The 19,154-nt window shown below is 69.7% G+C and carries 18 protein-coding genes; 10 read left to right on the forward strand and 8 right to left on the reverse strand.

Annotation, left to right across the window (positions count from 1 at the left end; all coding sequences use genetic code 11):
- Positions 1-107: 107 nt before the first annotated feature.
- Positions 108-938, forward strand: a complete 831-nt coding sequence (locus KGA66_RS09450; protein ID WP_211466800.1) for a metallophosphoesterase — start codon at positions 108-110, stop codon at positions 936-938.
- Positions 939-1,019: 81 nt separating this feature from the next.
- On the opposite strand, the gene KGA66_RS09455 is transcribed toward KGA66_RS09450, so the two are convergent.
- The 5 genes from KGA66_RS09455 to KGA66_RS09475 form a co-directional block, all read right to left on the reverse strand.
- A complete protein-coding gene (locus tag KGA66_RS09455) occupies positions 1,020-2,990 on the reverse strand; it encodes a DUF262 domain-containing protein (RefSeq protein WP_211466802.1) in 1,971 nt (656 codons plus the stop codon).
- Between the two features lie 45 nt (positions 2,991-3,035).
- Positions 3,036-5,693: an MGH1-like glycoside hydrolase domain-containing protein gene (locus KGA66_RS09460; RefSeq protein ID WP_211466804.1), complete on the reverse strand. Its 2,658-nt coding sequence runs from the start codon at positions 5,691-5,693 to the stop codon at positions 3,036-3,038.
- A 25-nt stretch (positions 5,694-5,718) separates the two neighbouring features.
- Positions 5,719-7,248, reverse strand: a complete 1,530-nt coding sequence (gene thiC / locus KGA66_RS09465; RefSeq protein ID WP_312886837.1) for a phosphomethylpyrimidine synthase ThiC — start codon at positions 7,246-7,248, stop codon at positions 5,719-5,721.
- A gap of 229 nt (positions 7,249-7,477) precedes the next feature.
- Positions 7,478-7,690 carry a hypothetical protein gene (locus KGA66_RS09470; RefSeq protein WP_211466806.1) on the reverse strand — a complete coding sequence of 71 codons (213 nt, stop codon included), beginning with the start codon at positions 7,688-7,690 and terminating at the stop codon, positions 7,478-7,480.
- Between the two features lie 516 nt (positions 7,691-8,206).
- On the reverse strand, positions 8,207-8,776 hold the full coding sequence (locus tag KGA66_RS09475) for a MarR family winged helix-turn-helix transcriptional regulator (RefSeq protein WP_211466808.1): 570 nt from the start codon (positions 8,774-8,776) through the stop codon (positions 8,207-8,209).
- Between the two features lie 161 nt (positions 8,777-8,937).
- Between KGA66_RS09475 and KGA66_RS09480 the strand changes: the two genes are divergently transcribed.
- The 4 genes from KGA66_RS09480 (at position 8,938) to KGA66_RS09495 (ending at position 12,233) form a co-directional block, all read left to right on the forward strand.
- Positions 8,938-9,321, forward strand: a complete 384-nt coding sequence (locus KGA66_RS09480) for a phage holin family protein (protein ID WP_211466810.1) — start codon at positions 8,938-8,940, stop codon at positions 9,319-9,321.
- Positions 9,322-9,471: 150 nt separating this feature from the next.
- Positions 9,472-9,975, forward strand: coding sequence for a low molecular weight protein-tyrosine-phosphatase (locus KGA66_RS09485; protein WP_211466840.1), 504 nt, complete (start codon positions 9,472-9,474; stop codon positions 9,973-9,975).
- Entirely contained in the window at positions 9,972-10,820 is an 849-nt protein-coding gene (locus KGA66_RS09490) for a fructosamine kinase family protein (protein ID WP_211466812.1), read from the forward strand. The genes KGA66_RS09485 and KGA66_RS09490 overlap by 4 nt, the downstream gene beginning before the upstream one ends.
- Before the next feature lie 324 nt (positions 10,821-11,144).
- The gene (locus KGA66_RS09495) at positions 11,145-12,233 is read left to right on the forward strand and encodes a peptidoglycan-binding domain-containing protein (RefSeq protein ID WP_211466814.1); all 1,089 of its coding nucleotides are present in this window, start codon (positions 11,145-11,147) and stop codon (positions 12,231-12,233) included.
- A gap of 35 nt (positions 12,234-12,268) precedes the next feature.
- Here the strand turns inward: KGA66_RS09495 and KGA66_RS09500 are convergent, their stop codons facing one another.
- Positions 12,269-12,502 (reverse strand): TfoX/Sxy family DNA transformation protein, encoded by a 234-nt coding sequence (locus tag KGA66_RS09500; protein ID WP_211466816.1) that lies wholly within the window; start codon positions 12,500-12,502, stop codon positions 12,269-12,271.
- 445 nt (positions 12,503-12,947) lie between these two features.
- Between KGA66_RS09500 and KGA66_RS09505 the strand changes: the two genes are divergently transcribed.
- Positions 12,948-14,021: a J domain-containing protein gene (locus tag KGA66_RS09505; protein WP_211466817.1), complete on the forward strand. Its 1,074-nt coding sequence runs from the start codon at positions 12,948-12,950 to the stop codon at positions 14,019-14,021.
- 194 nt (positions 14,022-14,215) lie between these two features.
- Here KGA66_RS09505 and KGA66_RS09510 read toward each other — a convergent pair whose 3' ends face one another.
- Together KGA66_RS09510 and pheA are read right to left on the reverse strand one after the other, a co-directional pair.
- Positions 14,216-15,196, reverse strand: a complete 981-nt coding sequence (locus KGA66_RS09510) for a hypothetical protein (protein ID WP_211466819.1) — start codon at positions 15,194-15,196, stop codon at positions 14,216-14,218.
- 292 nt (positions 15,197-15,488) lie between these two features.
- The gene (pheA, locus tag KGA66_RS09515; protein WP_211466821.1) at positions 15,489-16,445 is read right to left on the reverse strand and encodes a prephenate dehydratase; all 957 of its coding nucleotides are present in this window, start codon (positions 16,443-16,445) and stop codon (positions 15,489-15,491) included.
- A gap of 170 nt (positions 16,446-16,615) precedes the next feature.
- Here pheA and KGA66_RS09520 point away from each other — a divergent pair, with 170 nt between their 5' ends.
- From KGA66_RS09520 to KGA66_RS09535, 4 genes are all read left to right on the forward strand, one after another.
- Positions 16,616-17,080 (forward strand): ATP-binding protein, encoded by a 465-nt coding sequence (locus KGA66_RS09520; protein WP_211466823.1) that lies wholly within the window; start codon positions 16,616-16,618, stop codon positions 17,078-17,080.
- Between the two features lie 3 nt (positions 17,081-17,083).
- Positions 17,084-17,701 carry a molybdenum cofactor guanylyltransferase gene (mobA, locus tag KGA66_RS09525; RefSeq protein WP_211466825.1) on the forward strand — a complete coding sequence of 206 codons (618 nt, stop codon included), beginning with the start codon at positions 17,084-17,086 and terminating at the stop codon, positions 17,699-17,701.
- Between the two features lie 19 nt (positions 17,702-17,720).
- The gene (locus KGA66_RS09530; RefSeq protein WP_211466826.1) at positions 17,721-17,999 is read left to right on the forward strand and encodes a DUF6457 domain-containing protein; all 279 of its coding nucleotides are present in this window, start codon (positions 17,721-17,723) and stop codon (positions 17,997-17,999) included.
- 67 nt (positions 18,000-18,066) lie between these two features.
- Positions 18,067-19,044: an NAD(P)H-quinone oxidoreductase gene (locus tag KGA66_RS09535; protein ID WP_211466828.1), complete on the forward strand. Its 978-nt coding sequence runs from the start codon at positions 18,067-18,069 to the stop codon at positions 19,042-19,044.
- The last annotated feature ends 110 nt before the right edge of the window (positions 19,045-19,154 follow it).

The raw sequence follows: 19,154 nt of genomic DNA on the forward strand, positions 1-19,154 counted from the left end.
CGTTTCTCCGCGCGCAGCGCCGAAAACCCTTCCCAGCACGTTACGGCATACGGACACACTCGGCAGGGATACCGTAATACGGCTTTCTCCCACTACCCTCACATCTCATGGTTGACCTGTCCGAGTCGGTGGCCGCGGTGGGCGATGTGCACGGCTGCCTGGCCCCGCTGCGCGAGGCGCTGTACCGCGCCGGCTTCATCGACGAGCGGGAACGCTGGATCGGCGAGGACGCCCGGCTGTGGCTCCTGGGCGATCTGACCGACCGCGGACCGGACGGCGTCGGCGTGCTCGACCTGGTGATGTCCCTGCAGCGACAGGCAGCGGACCACGGCGGCGAGGTGGGCTGCCTGCTGGGCAACCACGAGCTGATGTTGCTGGCCGCGCACCTGCCCGGAGGGCGCCGGCTGCGGCTGATGCACAGCGGCGAGGACGACGCGCACGCGCTGTTCCGCGAGCGCTGGGTCGGCAACGGCGGCCAGGACGCCGACTCCAGCCGCCTGACGGACGCGCACCTGGAATGGATCTCCAGGCTGCCCGCCATGGCGCTGCTCGGCGACCACCTGCTCGTGCACGCGGACACGGTCGGGTACCAGGAGTTCGGCGACACCGTCGCGGCGGTCAACGAGGGCGTGACAGCCCTGCTGAGCGACCCCGTGGACGTCGAGGAGATCGACCGTCTCACCCACCTGATGACCAAGCGCTTCGCCTTCGCTTCCGATGACGGGATGGCTGCCCGCGAGTTCCTGCGCACCTTCGGCGGCAGGCAGCTCGTGCACGGCCACTCCCCGATCCCGCTGCTGCTCGGTATCGAGCCGCAGGCGGTGACCGGGCCGCTGGTGTACGCCGGGGGCTACGCGATCAACCTCGACACGGGCCTTTTCCTCGGCGGCCCCTGCCTGGTGTGCGGCCTTCCCTCCGTGCCCAGCGAGCTTCCCTGATACCCGCTTCGCGCGCGAATACACCTGAACGGATGAGTACACGAACGACGTATCAAGGCAGCGCTACATCAATGTTCTACGTCAAGCGGTCCGGACCTCGGACGCGTCGGCTGCCGCGGGTGCGGGTGCGGCCAGGCCGAGCCTGGCCGGGTCCCAGATCCGTTCGCACAGCGCGCGATACAGCCGCTGCCGCTCGGTGATCGACGTGATCCCGAAGGTGTGCGGGTAGGCCCGGAAGTGGTCGGCGAACCCGTTACGCACCACGAAGCGGCGAAACGAGGGATTGCGCTCGTAGCACAGCGGGTGCAGCGAACGGGCCAGCAGGTTCTGGGCACGGTAGTGCTCTGCCTTGAGCGAGTACGGGTCGTCCCGGAAGGCGGCGTTGATCTCCTTCGGTAGCAGAAGCAGCGCGCCGAGACGGTTGCGTACGACCCGGAAGCGCTCGGGCGTTCCTGCCTCGTCGGCGTAGGGTCCGAAGTGGTCGGCCCAGATGTGTTCGATCTCGTATGGCCGCCCGGACGGCCCGTAGCCGAGATAGTCGGCGATCAAGTCCGGCTGCCCGCACTGGGTCTCCAGCCACGCGGTCATCCGCGCCAGCAGGTAGCGCACCTGCTTGCGGTTGTCCGAGCGCAGCCCGAAGGTGTCCAGGCCGCCGAAGTCGTGTTCGAGCCCGCACACCTCCGCGGCCAGCAGCGCGCGCACCGCCTCCACGCTCTGCGCGGCACGCAGCGGCTCGACCAGGGCGCCGACCTGCCGGGCCAGGTCACCGGACTGGAGCGAGGCGTAGTTGACCATGCGACGGGCCAGCAACAGGTCGCAGAAGGCGGCGACGAGGCGGGTCTTCTCCCGGAACGCGGTGTCCGAGTCGTTCGGACCGATCGCCGCCATGATCAGGGTGAGCTGGTGGGTGAAGCCGTTGGCGGCGTTGTAGAACACCGGTTCCAGACCCTTGACCGGCGCCGAGCACGCCTCGACGAGAGCGCGGTACCGGTCCGCCAGGGGCCTGACGGTGTCCCGGATGAACACGCGGTAGTCGCGCGGGCGAACGAGGCCGACCAGGTTCGTGTTCTGTCGAACCCACTCGTGGAACGCTGTGGCGATGCGCTCCCCGGTGGCCGGGTCCGCGGCGGCGTAGCGGGCCAGCAGCATGGTCTTGACGAAGTCGCCGGGCGCCTGGTCGTCGGTGACCGCGAGCTGCGACATCGTGCGCCGCCAGATCGCGTTCAGCGCGCTGTGGTCCTTGTCCGCGCGGGAGAGCAGGAACGACTTGAGCAGGTCCAGCGGGGTCAGCCGGGCGCCGCGGTCGTTCATCGACTCGAAGATCTCCCAGCCGTGGTCGCGGTCGCGTGCCGTGATCTCGACCAGGAACACCCGCTCCAGCAGCCAGTCCACGAAGAACGGCAGCGCCTCCTCGCGCAGCGCCGCCGGGAAGTCCTCGACCAGTTCCCGGTACCGCTGGCACATCGTGCGCACCGCGAGCGGGGTCAGTTCGGTGACCGGGAAGTCACGCCCGGCGCGCAGTGCGCGCAGCGCCGGCTCGCGCTCGTCCACGTGCACGGTGAACGTCGGCACACCGTACTGGACGGTGCAGATCATGTTGTCCAGCACCGCCGCGCCCGCGTGATCCTCCTGGTCGGTCAGCCGGTGCCGCAGATGGATCAGCAAGAGCAGCAGGGTCGTGAAACGCTGCTGGCCGTCGACGAGAAAGGACACGCCGGGCGCCGGATAGGTGACGAACGGGCCGAGGAAGTAAGGACGGTAGACGGCGACGTCCTCCCGATCGTGGTCGGCCCGCCACTGCTCCAGGAAGCGGGTGGACAGATCCTGCAGGAGATCGCCGACGTGCGTCCGGCTCCAGTCGTACTCGCGCTGATAGTGTTCGAGCCCGTACCTGCGACCGGTGAACAGCTCCCTGACGGTGTGTCCCCGGCCGTCGATCCGGTCTTGCCTGTCCCTGGTCAACATCGCGCCTTGGTCGTAATCGCGCGCTCCCGCGAGCACGGGACGCGACGGCACGGGCCCGCTGAGCGCGCTCTCGAGCGCCGCTGCCACCCCAGTGCGCCTCTTGCCTACCCTGCCTCGGGAAAGATGCCCTGGTCAGCGGACGGGAAAACCAGACGGAGGGTTACGAATGAGTGAAGCGATCAAGGCGGTCCACCCCGTCTGATGCGACGCGCCGAGACCCTTGCCGGTGTCGCCGTGGAAGTACTCGAAGAACCACGGACGATCCCGCCAACGCGGGTCGCGCTGCAAGAGCGCTGACTCGCCCAGCGCGCAGCCGCCCGGATCGGCTCCGGGCGCGCTCGCGCCGAGCACCGGCCGGGTGCCGTCGGGGTCGAGCCGGAAGATCCCGGCCAGCCGCTGGCGCAACTGCCCGACGAACCGCTCGCGGTCGATTCCGGGTACGCCGGGCACCGGGTGCGCGGTGACCGCGAGGACCGGGCCGACCCGGCAGACCACCTCGTACACCAGGTAGTTCAGCGGCATCCAGACCGGCCCGCGCCAGTTGGAGTTGCCGCCGAACATGCCGGAGTGGGATTCGCCCGGCTCGTAGTCCACGCTCGCGGTGCAGCCGTCGACCTGCACCGCGAACGGGTGGTCGCGATGGTAGCGGGAGAGCGAGCGCAGACCGTGCGGGGAGAAGAACTCCTCGGGATCGCCGAGCCGTTCCAGCAGGCGGCCCGCCTGCACGTCGTCCGCGAGGGAGAAGACTATGCCGCCGGCCGCGTGCGGCCGGGTGATGGCGCGGGCGTACTCGGGACGCCGCGTGGTGAACTCCGCCAGGTGCGCGGTGAAACGGGGCAGGCGCTTGAGGGTGTCCGCCTCGACGGCGATGGCGGCCAGCAGCGGCACGGCGCCGACCATCGAGCGCACCCTGATCACCACCGGCTCGTTCCCGGCGCGGCGCAGCCGGTCGTAGTAGAAACCGTCCTGTTCGTCCCAGAGCCCGTGGTCGTTGATCGCCTTGGCGATGTAGGCGTAGTGCTCGGCGAACTTGCAGGCCATCTCTTCGTAGATCGGCTCCGCGCCGGCCAGCTCGATGGAGATCTCCAGCATGTGCAGGCAGAAGAAGGCCATCCACCCGGTGCCGTCGGACTGTTCCAGCACGCCGTCGACCGGCAGCCTGGAGCGGTCGAAGACCCCGATGTTGTCCAGGCCGAGGAAGCCGCCCTCGAAGATGTTGTCCTGGCCCTCGTCCTTGCGGTTGACCCAGAAGGTGAAGTTCAGCAGCAGCTTGTGGAAGCAGGCCTTGAGGAACTCCAGGTCGCCGCCGACCGCGCGGTGCACCCGCAGCGCGGCCCAAGCCAGCACCGGGGGGTTCACATCGTCGAAGTTCCACTCGTAGGCCGGGACCTGGCCGTTCGGGTGCTGATAACGTCCCGACAGGAACGTGTAGAGCTGCTGCTTGGCGCGGCCGGGGTCGATCTCCGCCATGACCGCGCAGTGGAAGGCGAGGTCCCAGGCCGCGAACCAGGGGTACTCCCAGGGGTCGGGCATCAGCAGCACGTCGCGCGCCCAGAAATGGTCCCAGCCGGCGTTGCGGTCGTCGGCGCGGTGGTCCGGGGGCAGCGGCTGGTCCGGATCGCCGTTGAGCCAGCGGTGCACGTCGTAGTGGTAGAACTGCTGGGACCAGACCAGGCCGGCGAACGCCTGACGCATGGTCCACGCGTCCTCGGCGGGCAGATCCGCGGGGGCGAGGGCCGCGTAGAACTCGTCGGCCTCCGCCTGCCGGGCCGCGAGCACGCCGGCGTGGTCGGCCGGCCCGAGGCCGGAGGCGGCCAGCCAGAGCCGGATCTCGCGCCGCTCGCCGGGCGCGAGATCCAGTACGTAGTGCAGCGCGCCCTTCGTGCCCACGTTCTCGGGGTTGACCGTCGCGGCGCCGCGCACCACGTGGTCGCCGATGCCGTCCTTCGGGTACTGCGTCCGGTTCTGCGCGCCGAACAGCAGAGCCGCGTTCGTCTCGTTGTCGCACAACAGCGCCGGGGGCCTCTCGCCGTCGGCGTCCGCCAGCACGAGCGGCGCGGCCAGGTGCGGGTGCGTCGCGGTCAGCCGGCCCGGCTCGCCGCGGATGAGCAGCGCCTCTGTGTCCACCGCGTCCTCGATGTCGGGCGCTCGTCCCCACGACCACATGTCGCGGAACCACAGGTGCGGCAGCACGTGCAGCGTCGCGCGCTCGGGACCGGCGTTCTCGGCCGTGATGACCAGAGCGTATGCGTCGGGCGCGGCCTTCGCGTAGTCGGCGGTGACGACGAAGTACCGGTCTTCGGCGAAGATCCCGGTATCGATGAGTTCGTACTCCGGGTCGTCCTTACCGCGCACCGCGTTCTGGTCGCGCAAAGCCTGATACGGGAACTCGCCCTGCGGATAGTGGTAGCGCCAGCGCAGCCAGGAACCGGTCGGCGTGGCGTCCTCGTACCACCAGTAGTCCTTGGCGTCCTCACCGTGGTTGCCCTCGTCGTTGCCGAGGCCGAAGGCGCGCTCCTTGAGGATCGGGTCGCGCCCGTTCCACAGGCCCAGCGCGAAGCACCAGTCCTGGTTGAGGTTGCACAGCCCGGCCAGGCCGTCCTCGCTCCACCGGTAGGCGCGCGAGCGCGCGTGGTCGAACGGGAAGTAGCGCCAGGCGTTGCCGTCCGCGCTGTAATCCTCCCGCACGGTTCCCCACGCGCGCTCGGACAGGTACGGGCCCCACTCGCGCCAGGGCTGCGTCCCCTCGTCCGCAGCCTTCAGCCGCCGCCTCTCCACACCTTCATGCATCCGACCAGTCTTACCCCACGCCGATTCAGCCGACCACCCCGGCGGCGTCTTCCGCGTCGTTCATCCGGCGCAGTTCGTGGGTGATGCGCATCGAGCAGAAGTGCGGTCCGCACATGGAACAGAAGTGGGCCTGCTTGGCGGGCTCGGCCGGCAGCGTCTCGTCGTGGAAGGAGCGAGCGGTCTGCGGGTCGAGCGCCAGGTTGAACTGATCCTCCCAGCGGAACTCGAAGCGGGCGTCGGACAGGGCGTCGTCCCAGGCCTGTGCGCCGGGGTGCCCCTTGGCCAGGTCGGCGGCGTGCGCCGCGATCTTGTAGGCGATCATGCCCTGCTTGACGTCTTCCAGGTCGGGCAGTCCCAGGTGTTCCTTGGGGGTCACGTAGCAGAGCATCGCGGTGCCGTACCAGCCGATCATCGCCGCGCCGATGGCGGAGGTGATGTGGTCGTATCCGGGGGCGATGTCGGTGGTCAGCGGGCCGAGGGTGTAGAAGGGCGCGTCGTCGCACAGCTGCTTCTGCAGCTCGACGTTCTCCCGGATCTTGTGCATCGGCACGTGTCCGGGCCCTTCGATCATCACCTGCACGTCCTGCTCGCGCGCGATCCGGCCCAGTTCGCCGAGGGTCTTGAGCTCGGCCAGCTGTGCCTCGTCGTTGGCGTCGTAGATGGAACCGGGACGCAGCCCGTCGCCGAGCGAGTAGGTGACGTCGTACTCGCGCAGGATGGCGGTCAGCTCGCCGAAGTGGTCGTAGAGGAAGTTCTCCCTGCCGTGCGCGATCATCCAGGCGGCCAGGATGGAACCGCCGCGCGAGACGATGCCGGTCTTGCGGCGCGCGGTGAGCGGCACGTAGTCACGCCGGACGCCGGCGTGCACGGTCATGTAGTCGACACCTTGCTCGCACTGTTCGAGCACTGTGTCGCGGTAAACCTCCCAGGACAGGTCCTGCACCTTGCCGCCGACCTTCTCCAGGGCCTGGTAGATGGGCACGGTGCCGACCGGGACCGGGCTGTTGCGCAGGATCCACTCGCGGGTCTGGTGGATGTCGCGGCCGGTGGACAAGTCCATGATGGTGTCCGCGCCCCAGCGGGTGGCCCACACCATCTTCTCCACCTCCTGCTCGATCGAGGAGGTGACGGCCGAGTTGCCGATGTTGGCGTTGACCTTCACCAGGAAGGCCTCGCCGATCACCATCGGCTCGATCTCCGGGTGCCGGACGTTGGCCGGGATCACCGCGCGGCCGGCGGCGACCTCGTCGCGCACCTTCTCGACGGGCACGCCCTCACGCAGCGCGATGAACTCCATCTCGGCGGTGATCTCGCCGCGGCGGGCGAAGGACAGTTGTGTGTCCTGTGATCCTGTCCGCCGCGGCCGCGCGGCGATCCACGGCTCGCGCAGCTTTGCGATGCCCGCCCGCACGTCGGTCTCGACCTCGGGGTCGGTGTAAGGGCCCGAGGTGTCGTACAACACGACGCGGTCTCCGGTGGACAGCAGCACTTCGCGCATCGGAACGCGGATCTCGCCGGAGTCGTTGCTCAGATACGTCTTGCGACTAGCGGACACGCTCGCCCCACTCTCCCTACGCCGGCATTACCCGGACAGGTTCATGCGGTCGGCGACAACGGCTCGCCATGGCGTGCAGCCGTGCCAGTCGCCCTCTCAGCCCGGTCGGTTCCGAGCTCCCGCGGTTTTGAGTTTTCCCGGGTCACCCTAGCGCGGGTGCGCGAGCGCGCAAGTGCGCACGAGCGTCAGCCCGGCGGCCGCTGCGGGCCGCCGGACACGCGCGATCGGTTCAGAAGTCCCGGCGGTTGCGGATCTGCCGCCGGCGGTAGGCCGGCAGCGAGTTCATGAACCGGTGGTATCCGTACCAGAGGACGCCCACCGCCCCGACGGCGAGCGCGACGAAGAAAAGCGTGCTGAACACCGCGCTGACCAGCGCGATGACGATCTTGGCGGCGATCACCACACCGGCGACCGCGAGCACAGCCTTAAGCCAGGTTGGCATCTGCCTTCCCCAACCCCTTCAGGAGCGTCAGGACACCGCGTGATACGGCGTCTGTAGTGAGAACGTTCGGGCTGTCGCCCCCGTTCCCAATCCACGATATATCGCGTCCGGCGGGTGCGCCAGTGTGCCGCGCGGCGGAAGAGGACGGGCCGTGATCGGCAGCCGGAGGGAAGGCGAGAGGAGATGTGGGGACGAGCGTGCGTGCGTGCGTAGCAGGTGTCGCGGCCCCGGCGATACTTCTCAAACGCAGCACTTCTCGAACGCAGCCCAAGCCCGCCGGGACCTAATGCGCCCCGGCGGGCTGTTGGGCGCCTCGCCGCACCGCGCCTATCTTGCGCGCTGTGGGCTCGGCCAGTGCCGCGAAGGCAGCTGTTGCGAATACAGCTGTTGCTCTTGTCAGCTCCTGATACCAGTGAGTCGCACTGAAACCACTGATACGACGGCGAAGCCGACCGTTGCGTATCGCAGCGTTCGGTTGTGACGGCCGTGATGTACACCGGCTGTCGGTTCGGCGGATCAGGCCTTCTTGGCGCGCGTGGAAGCGCGCTTCGTCGCGGCCTTCTTCGCGGGCCTCTTGGCGGCGGCAGGTGCCTTCTTCGCGGGCGCCTTGCGTGCCGGACGCGCGGGCGGAGCGGGTTCCTCCGCCTCGACCTGCTCGGTCACGATGGCGAACGCGCTGCGGCACTTCTCCAGCAGCTTGCGCAGCGACTGCTGGTCCGCCTTGCTGAGCTGCCCGTTGAGCAGCTCCTCGACCTCGAGGATCTTCTTGTCGGCGCGGCCGAGCAATCTCTTGCCCGCCGCGGTGATGGTCGTCTCCATCGCGCGACCCTGACCCGGTACGGTGCGCCGCTCGATGAGCCCCTTGACGGTCAGGTTGCCCAGGACCGTGGTCATCGTCTGCGGAGTCACAAGGCACCGGCGGGCCAGTTCAGCCCCGCTGATACCCGGCGTGTCAGCGATCACCAACAGCGCCGAGTACTGCGGGACGGTAAGGCCCATCGGGCGCAGTGCCGCGTCCTTCGCTCCGGAGAGCTCTTGCTCAAGGCTCTTGACCATGTGGCCGAGCCGGTCATCCACTGCTGTCATGGCGTCGATCATATCCTGTGTCGCACAAAATGCCCGTTTTTGCGGCGGGCTCTGACGCGGATGGGTGATACACAACGCTCTGCGAGCGCCACCCGTACCCTTCTACAACAGCTTGCCACACCTTCTTGGCCGAAGCGCACCACTTGCGGGAACATGCGGCCATGAAGAAATTCGTGATCAAGATCCTGGTGAACGCGGTCGGCCTGTACGTGGCCTCAATCGTGGTCAAGTCAGGCATCGCGTTCCAGGGCACGGGCTTGCAACTAGTGTGGACCGTCCTGCTGGTCGCGCTCATCTTCGGGCTGGTGAATACGTTCATCAGGCCCATCGTCAAGCTCTTCAGCGTAGGGATCCGGCTGTTAACCCTAGGGCTGTTCACCTTCGTCATCAACGCTCTCATGCTGTGGCTGACCTCGAAGATCTCCGAACACTTCGCCGTGGCCTTCCACGTGCGCAACTTCTGGTACGCACTGCTCGGCTCGCTGATCATCACCGCGGTGTCGCTGGTCCTGCACGCCGCGCTGCCCGACGACAAGCGGAGGTAGCGGCCGAAGGTCAAGGCCCGCGCACTCGATCATGACCGAAGAACAAGGCCAGTGAACAACAACACGGACATCCGTACCGGTGCGGACCAGCATGCCCGGCGGCCGTACCGGGTCTGCTTCGTCTGCACCGGCAACATCTGCCGCTCGCCGATGGCCGAGTGGGTCCTGCGCGCGCGGGTCGCCGAGGCCGGGCTGACGCGGCTGATCGAGGTGGACAGCGCCGGTACCGGCGGCTGGCACGTCGGCGAAGGCGCGGACCCGCGCACAGTGCAGACGCTCGCACGCAACGGGTTTCCATCGCGGCACGTCGCGCGCCGCTTCCAGCGGGCCGACCTGCTGCGCCGCGACCTGGTGATCGCGCTGGACTCCAGCCATCTGCGCACCCTGCGACAATGGGCGGCGGCGTTGCCCGGCACCGGCGCCGGCCGCGGCGACGGCGACGGCGACGGCGACGGCGACGACCGGACCTCCCGCGTGGCCGAACTGCGGTTACTGCGTGAGTTCGACCCCGAGGCGGAACCCGGCCGATGGGACGTGCCGGATCCGTACTACGGTTCTCTGGCAGGCTTCGAAGAGTGCCTGGCGATGGTGCAGGACGCGATGCCGGGCCTGCTGTCGTACCTCGGGAAGGCTTTGGAGACGAGGGCAGGGTGATCGGCGACCAGGTGGCCGCGGTGCTCGGGGGCGCCGTGGCGGGGGTGACGGCGCTGGGTACCGGCGCCGGGGGCGCGGGTACCTACCGCGTGGCGCTGCTCGCCGGCGGCAACGTGTTCGTCAAGGCGACCGGCGGGCAGGACCCGGGTTTCCTCGCCTCGGAGGCCGCCGGGCTGCGCTGGTTGCGCGAGGCCGAGGGCGTGCTCGTACCCGAGGTGCTCGGCGTGAGCGACTCGCTGCTGGTGACGACATGGATCGCACCGGGCCGGGCGACCCGGCAGGGCGCGGAGGAGTTCGGCCGGCAGCTTGCCACGCTGCACGCGCGCGGGGCGCAGTCCTTCGGCGCGCCGTGGCCCGGCTACATCGGGGCGCTGCCACTGGACAACGCGGAAGAGGAGGATTGGCCCGGCTTCTACGCCCGGCGCAGAGTGCTGCCTTACCTGCGTGCGGCGGTGGACCGCGGCGCGGTCGACAAGCAGGGCGCGGGCGTGATCGAGCGGGTCTGCGACCGCATCGAGGCGCTGTCCGGACCGGCGGAACTGCCGGCCCGGATCCACGGCGACCTGTGGGCCGGCAACATCCACTGGGATACCCGCGGCCGTGCCTGGCTGATCGACCCCGCGGCGCACGGCGGCCACCGGGAGACCGACCTGGCGATGACGGCGCTGTTCGAGCCGCCGCACCTGGAAACCGTCGTCGCCGCGTATGACGAGGTGTATCCACTCGACGAGGACTGGCGCGAGCGGATCGCGCTGCATCAGCTGCATCCGCTTCTCGTGCACGCGGTGCTGTTCGGCTCCTCCTATGGCGTGCAGGCCGTGGCAGCCGCGCGGCAGTATCTGTGAACCGGCCTCTGCTTCACCTGTGACCGTTTCACCAGCGACCGCGCCGGGAGTTGAACCGCTCCGCCACCGCATCCGTGGGCCGCAAGTGTGACATCGGCGAGGTATACACCGGCGGCCCGGCGAAATCCGGCCCATGGGCACTGTCGAGCCGATAACATCCCGGTCGCATTTGTGACAGTCCTGTCGCAGGAGTGCAAAGGGCCGGTAGGAGATGTTCCGGACACGCGCGTTGTCGTACTAAAGTTGCCGACCGGCAGTCGGGGCGACGGGACAAGATCCGATAAGGTGTCGACCTCACGGGCTACCTATGGAGCGTGACGAGCGGTGAGCTACTGCAGCTCCTGTGGCGAGCCGGTGGAAGGCCGGTTCTGCCGGATGTGCGGAGCCCCTTTCGAGGCGGTCCCCGCGGAAGCGGTGGCGGCGGCCGCCACTCAGCAGGTCTCCTTCCCGGCCCAGGCCGCGGGCGCCCACGCCCGGCCCACGGAATCGGCGTTCGAATCGCTGTTCCGGCAGCCGGAAGGGCAGATCAACCCGCACAGTCTCACCCAGCTGATCCCTCCGGTCGATGCCGATTACCGGATGCCGCCGCCCGGGGCACAGCCCGTCGACCCGTTCGGCGGCACCCCGGAGCGCACGACCGTGCTCCCGGCGCATCCCGGTCGCCCTCTCCCGCCTGCCGGGTTGCGGGACTCCGAGGATGAGGTCTGGGACGACGAGCCGGGCCTGCGCAAGCCGGTGCTCTGGGGGACCGTCGGCGCGGTGGTCGCGGCTTCCGCGGTGATCCTCGGTCTGCTCTACATCGGCAGCCACAACAACGGAGCCGCGGCCGCCGCGGGCACGTCGACGAGCTCGCCGACCAGCGCCGTCTCGGCCCAGTCCTCGGTCGGCAGCGTCGATCTGGCGCCCGGCTCGGCCGCCGCATCGCCCTCGCCCAGCCCCTCTCCCAGCGCCAGCGCGAGTGCGCAGGCCACCGGCGGTACCACGCTGCCGTTGTCGCTTGGCTCAACCGGTTCGTACGTGCGCTATGTGCAGAGCCGGCTGCATCAGCTGGGCTACTACCACGGTCAGATCACCGGACAGTACGACCAGGTCACGGCGCAGGCGGTGGTTTCGTTCCAGGCCAGGGCCCGGGTGAGCGCGGATCCCTCTGGCACTGTCGGTCGGCCGACGCTCACCGCCCTGATCGCCGCCGGATCCCAGCCGAACCTGCACCTCGGGGAGCGCTCCGGAGACGTCAGGCGGCTCCAGCAGGCACTCAACAGTGCAGAGAGCGCCGGCCTCAACATCAGCGGACGCTACGACCAGTCGACGTTCCTCGCCGTGGCGAGCTACCAGTCGAGGGTCGGACTCCAGCCCACCGGAAGCATGAACGCGCAGACGTGGGCCGCGCTCCAATCCGGCACCATCGTCTGAGCGCCGGTGCCGATCGACGAAGCGGCCTCGGCCGGTTACCGCAGCCCGGCGGCGGCAAGCAGCCGGTCACGCTCCGGCCTGCTGATGGCGGTCCACCGCACCGCCCGGATCGCGCCCTCCAGCGCGAGCAGCGTGTGCACGCGCTCCTCTTCGGGCGTCTTTTCCGCGATCCGCTCCCACGCCCGCAGGGTACCGAGCTGTTTGAGCTGCTCCAGAGTCTCGATGCCGACGGAGCCCAGTCGTTCGGAGAGCACCGGTCCGATGTTCACCGCGCGATCCATCGGCGTTCCCCGGGTTGATCCGCCCACCGCCATCGCCACAGCCTCCGCCCTTCTCACGGCCGATCCACCCGGCGCCCACGCATCGAGCGTGGCCCAGCCGTGGCCGGTCGGCCACTCGGTTGGACCTTATGACTGACCGCGGCGCTGGAAACGGGTCGGCCGGAACAGGGCCGCGCGCGCGGTTGTTGAGCGACAGGCCGGCCGCCGGGCGTGGATCATCCGTGCCCGATCGCCCTCAGCGGAGGTGATCGGCTCGGTTTTCCGCACCGCTGATTGAACCGTCGAACCGGCGCGTCCGTGTCCGTGACCAGGTGGTTACCGCTCGGAGCATCGCGCCGCTTAGATATCGATCCTGTGTCAGACGCCGCCCGCCCATGGCGTCGTCGCCGGTCACCGATATCTTTACCGCGTAAGGACGCAGCAAGGAGGGGCCATGGACGTCTCCGCGACGTCTGCCACGGCAGTAAACCCCTTCGGCACGGCATCACCGCCCACGGGGGGTCAGGCGGCGCCGTCGCTGGAGGACACCGTAGCCTCCGCCGAGAGAGGACTCGCCGAGGCGCAGATCGCCTTGGAGACCACCCGGTTCGACCTGGACCGGCTGACCCGGCTGCACCATCACCACCTCGGACCGCTCTACGACCGGCTCGACGAACTGGACCTGATGATCGCCGAGGCCAGGGCGGCGATGACCGGCGATCCCGAGCAGGCGCGGCGCGCGTACGAACTGAGGTACGGACCGAGCGGGCAGCCCGTGTTCGATCCGCTCACCGATCCGCTGCCGACCGAACCCGAACCCACCGCGGTGATCGACCCGGAATACGCGAGCACGCTGCGTTTCACCGAACCGGTCGAGGAGCCTTCGAAGAGTGCCGATCCGGCGAAGACCTTGCAGCGGCTCTACCGCGACCTCGCCCGCCGGGCCCATCCCGACTTCACGCAGGACCCGCGGGAGAAGGAGCGGCGTAACGCCTTCATAACCCGGGTGAACGACGCCTACCGCCGCTCCAACCTGTACGAGTTGCAGCGGCTCGCCGAAGAGTGGGTGGTGATCAGCGCCGAGGGCCCGCAGATGGGCACGGAGGAGCGCCAGTTGTGGTTGCGGCAGCGGCTGATCTGGCTGCGCGCCCGCACCGCCGAGGCTCGGGTGGAGCGCGAGACGCTGTTGTCGAGCCCGTTGGGCCAGGTGCTCGCCGAGTTCGGCGCCGAACGCGCGCTTGAGGCCCTGTACGCGCGGCTCTACGAGCAGATCCAGCACAAGGAGCGGGAACTCCACGCGGTCTACACGACGGACGTGCGGGCGGATCCAGGCGCTTACGTGACGGCGGCGTACGCAGCCGACGCCGGCTACGCGGCGCAGCACGCTTATGCCGCGGATCCCGTCTACGCGACCGAACCCTCCGGCCCCCTCCAGGCCGGACCTTTGCAGGCGAGCCCGGTTCAGTACGCGACGCCTTACCCAGCGCAGGTCCAGCAGGAGAAGCCGGGGCTCGGCTTCTTCGGTTGACAGGCTCCTGACCACGCATCAGCCCACTGGCCCGGCGGCGAGTCGAACCCGAGTACTGAGAGTATCGGTGAACTCAGCGACTCGAATGCAGAGCCCTGATTGATGAGAGCCCGCACCGATGTGGGCCCGCACCGATGAGAGCGCTGACGACGCAGGATCCGGATACCGAGCACCCCGGTCGGTGGCGGCCGCGACTACTTGGGGTAGACGCCCAGGCCGGCCGCCACCGCCCGGCCGACCACCCGGTCCAGCAGATACGGGTACAACTCACCGCAACTGCTCTTGATCTCGACGACCTCGTCCTCGATGCCGGGCCCGAAGCGGTCGGTCAACTGCGGGGCGATCATCGAGGTCGGGTCCGAATGCGCCACCACGTTGGACCAGCGGCGTATGGCGGCGGGCCACTGACCTTGTCCGTTGCGCGGCGCGGGTTCGAGCCGGGTGAAGACCTGCTGCGGTCCGCACATCGCTGCACCGAGCGATACGAAGGACACCGAGACCGCGTCACTCAGCGCGCACAACGCCTCGTAGGCGACCAGCGCGCCGAGCCCGTGGGCGATGATCACCCTGGTGTCCGGCAGGATCGCGCTCAACGTACGGTCGCGCACCTCGTGCCGCAGCTTCAGGTCGGTCAGGTAACGGCTCAGCGTCCACGCCTCCGCGCCGGCCAGTTCGGGCGAGCCGCGGAAGTACGGGCTGGTGCCGAGCGCGGCGCAGTAGGCGGCGGCGGCCGCGGGTTCGCCGCCCGGCTCGGACGGGCGCTGCGCGGCCTGCGCGGGCCTGCGCCGCCGGTCCGTCTGCGCCTCGAACCGGCCGATCCGGGTGGCCGCGGTCCACCAGCCGCACAGCAGTTCCTCGGCCAGTTGCTCCGCCTCGCCGGACGGCGCCGCGTCGTCGCAGGGGCGTTCCGCGAACAGATCGGCGAAGTCGAGCAGGACGACGTCCCCGGTCCTCGGCACCGGCCCGCGCGCCGCGCGCACGGACGAGGACAGGGCGGCGACCACCCGATGCACCGGGTCGGTACGGCGCGACGCCGAACCGACCGACAGCGGACCCGTGGACAGGGGGCCCGCGGACAGGGGGCCTACGGACAGCGGACCGAACGAGCGCTGCCCGCCCGGCCGGGAGCCGCCGCCTGGCCCGCCCGCTCCCGGAACCACGACTACGAGCGCCACCGTCAACCCCCTCGTGCGTCGATCCGTGCTCGTTGGTTTCGCGCGTCCGGGTCCCGCGCCCGCGGACGAAGAGGCGCCGCGCCCCGGTACGTCCCGGGCGTCGTCCTTTCCCTATGCGCTCGGCCCGGGAATCAGCCTTGTGGCCTAGCGTAACCGAATCAGGACGCCAGGTGAGAACTCTGTCGGGAAGTTGTCGTCGCCGTGGGCGAATGCACGCGGCGCGGCGCTGATTCGGCGTCACCAACGATGTCGCATCACGTGTCCGGCCGCCAGCCCCGGACGCCGGCGAGGGTCAGGCGGGACCGCCGCCGCGCGCCTTCTCCAGCCAGTCGCGGGCCTCGGTGAACTCTTCGTCGCTGGTGCCGAACCGAACCGCCGGCGCCTGGCCGTCGGCCCTCGGGTAGGAGCCCAGGAACCGCAGGTTCGCGCTCGACCTGCGCAGCCCCATCAACGCCTCCCCGACCCGCGAGTCCGCGATGTGCCCTTCGCAGTCGATGAAGAAGAAGTAGCGGCCCATGCCTTCACCGGTCGGCCGGGACTCGATCCGGCACAGGTTCACCCCTCGGGTGGCGAACTGCTCAAGGATCTCCATCAGCTCACCGGGATGGTTGTCATGCAGCCCGACCGTGATCGAGGTCTTGTCCACGCCGGTGGGCGGCGGCAGCGGCCCCGGCCGGGTCACCACCACGAAGCGGGTCTGCGCGCCCGCGATGTCGTGCACCGGCTCGGCGAGCACCTCAAGCCCGTAGCGGGCCGCGGCGAAGGAACCGGCGAGTGCCGCGTCGTACTGACCGTCCCGCACCTGTCGGGCCGCGTGCGCATTCGAGGTGGTGGCTTCCCAGCGGGCGTGCGGGAGGTGCTCGCCGAGCCACCGGCGGCACTGCGGTTCGGCGACCGGGTGGCCCGCGACCGTCTTGACGTCCTCAAGCGTCGTGCCCGGGCGCACCAGCAGCGCGAAGCCGACCGGCAGCAGGAGCTCGCGGATGATGACCAACGGCTGCCCGGAGGCCAACTCGTCCATGGTGGCGGTGACCGCACCCTCGACCGAACTCTCCATCGCGACCACCGCGGCCACGCACTCGCCGCGCCGGACGGCGTCGAGGGCGGACGGGACGGTCGGCCACGGTACCGCCTCGACCGAACCCGATTCCGGCAACGCGAGCAGTGCGGCCTCGGTGAAGGTGCCTTCCGGGCCGAGATAGGCGTAGCGGCGTGGGTGCGGTACCGGATGCTCAGCGGACATGGACATGGTCTCTACGGTATCTCGGGATATCGTGCACCCGCCCGAGTCGACATTTGCATCCTTCTGAGTGATCCGTGACGACACGGTGTCACGTTTCACGTCCTTTCGGCGCGTATAAGGTCCAGCTCGCGGTAATACGTATCAGCGTGCCCCTCGACCGTGGGAGGTTGTGGCTCGTGGACGTCAACTGGACCCTGCTACTGCCCCTTGAGGCGGAGAGCGTGGGGAAGGCCCGGCGGATGCTGCGTGATAGCGCGACTCTCGCCGGGATGGATCCCGAGGTGTCCTTCGACCTGGGTGTGGCACTCACCGAGGCGTGCGCGAACGTGATCGAGCACGCCGGTCAGGCGGAGGGTTACTGGGTCGCTGCGGGAATCAGCGCGGAGCGCTGCTGGATCGATGTCATCGACAACGGCGTCGGCTTCGCGCCGCGCCGGCTCGTCGAGTACGCGACGGGCGCGCGGCGCAGACCGCGGGCTCGGCTCACGCCGGTGAACATCGCGGACACGCCCGAGGGCGGTCGCGGGCTGATGCTGATCGAGGCACTGTGCGATCGGGTGGACATCCGCAATCATCCCGCCCGCGGCGCGATGATCCACTTCGAACGTGATCTCAAGCCCCGCGAACCGATCGCCGCATAGCGCGTGGACGTGCTGATACTCGCGGGCGGAGCTTCGCGTCGGCTGCGCGGGGCGGACAAGCCGATGGTCGAGATCGGCGGCAGGACTCTGCTGGACCGCGTCATCGATGCCTGCGCCGAGGAGGCGGAACCCGGCGGCGGGTCAGTGGTCGTCGTCGGGCCGCCCCGGCCCACGGCACGGCCCGTGCGCTGGGTGCGCGAGGAGCCGCCGGGAGGCGGTCCGGTGGCAGCCATCGCGGCCGGTCTCACCGCCGGAGCGGACCCGTGGGTCGGGGTCTTCGCCGCGGATCTTCCGTTCCTGACCCGCGAAACCGTCCACAGCCTGTGGATGGCGGCCGCTCGGGCACGCAGCGCGTGCGACGGCGCCGTCGCGGTCGACGCGGCGGGCCGGGAACAGTGGCTGGCCGCCGTGTACCGCCGGGAAGCACTCGCCTCCAGGCTCGGTCCGATCGGCGCGAATGCCGGTTTCGCGCTGCGCCGGGTGGTCCACGATCTGGCATTGGTGCGGCTCGCACAGCCGGGCGATGCCGTGCTCGACTGCGACACCTGGGAGGATGTGGTCACGGCGCGCCGCATCGCGGACCGCGGGCGGGCGCCGCAGACCAGGCCAAGCACCCCCTGACGAAGGGACCCGACCGCGGATGTTCGACTCCTGGCTGGCTGAGGCGGCGGCGGAACTGGGCCGCCCGGAACTGGCCCTTGCCGCCGAGCAGCAGGCCGCGCTGCTCGAACTCGCCAGGGTCGCCGCGCACGCCGTCGCCCGCCCCGCCGCCCCGCTGACCACGTTCCTCGCCGGATACGCGCTCGGCGCCGGCGGTGGAATCGGCGGACTCGACGGCGTTGTCGCCGCGCTCACCGCGGCGGCCGAAGCGCACGAGCGGGCACGGGAAGCAGCCCGAAGCGATACCGGCGAGCACTGAAGGCCCACGACGGCCGGGAAGCTCCGGCGAGTTCCAGCGGGTTCCAGGCCGGGCCTAGGCTGGAACCATGAAAGCGATCCAGATCACCGAGCCCGGCGGCCCCGACGTCCTGGTGTGGACGGATGTCGCGGATCCGCAGCCCGGTGCGGGCGAAGTGCTGATCGACGTCGCGGCCAGCGCGGTCAACCGGGCCGACCTGCTCCAGCGCGCGGGCCGCTACCCGCCCCCGGCCGGGGCGAGCGACATCCTCGGGCTGGAATGCTCGGGCCGTATCGCGGCTCTCGGCGAAGGGGTCACCGGCTGGAACATCGGCGACGAGGTGTGCGCGCTGCTGGCCGGAGGCGGTTATGCACAGCGCGTCGCGGTACCAGCGGGACAGGTGCTACCTGCGCCCAAGGGCATCGACCTGGTCTCGGCCGGCGCGTTACCGGAGACCGTATGCACGGTCTGGTCGAACGTGTTCATGGGCGCCGGGCTCCAGCCGCGCGAGACCTTGCTCGTCCACGGCGGCGCCGGCGGGATCGGCACGACCGCGATCCAGCTCGGCAAGGCGGTCGGCGCCCGGGTCATCGCCACCGCCGGGTCGCCGCGGAAGCTCGCGCGATGCCGCGAACTGGGCGCGCAGGCGGCGATCGACTATCGCGAGGAGGACTTCGTCGCGCGCCTGCACGAGTTGACCGCCGGGCACGGCGCGGACGTGATCCTGGACAACATGGGCGCCTCGTACCTGAGCCGCAACGTGGAAGCGCTCGCCGTCAACGGACGCCTCGTGATCATCGGCCTGCAGGGCGGGGTCCGCGGCGAGCTCGACCTGGGCCGGCTCATGGCGAAGCGGGCCGCGGTCCTGGCCACCGGGCTGCGGGCCCGGCCGGTCGCCGAGAAAGCCGCGATCGTGGCGGCCGTGCGGGAACACGTCTGGCCGCTGGTGGACGCGGGCCGGCTGACCGTGGTTTCCGAGCGGCGCTTTCCGATGGCCGAGGCCGCCGAGGCGCACCGACTCGTCGAATCGTCGGGGCACGTCGGTAAAGTGCTGCTCGTTGTTTAACTCAGAGCATTCGGAACACACGCAGCGTCGAAAGCGGATGCCGCGTCCACAACGAGAGCGTTCACGAGTCGCAGTGTTCGGAAACCCGCCGCCCATGTCCCCCGCCGGAC

Source organism: Actinocrinis puniceicyclus (assembly GCF_018283645.1).
Classification (GTDB): Bacteria; Actinomycetota; Actinomycetes; order Streptomycetales; family Catenulisporaceae; genus Actinocrinis; species Actinocrinis puniceicyclus.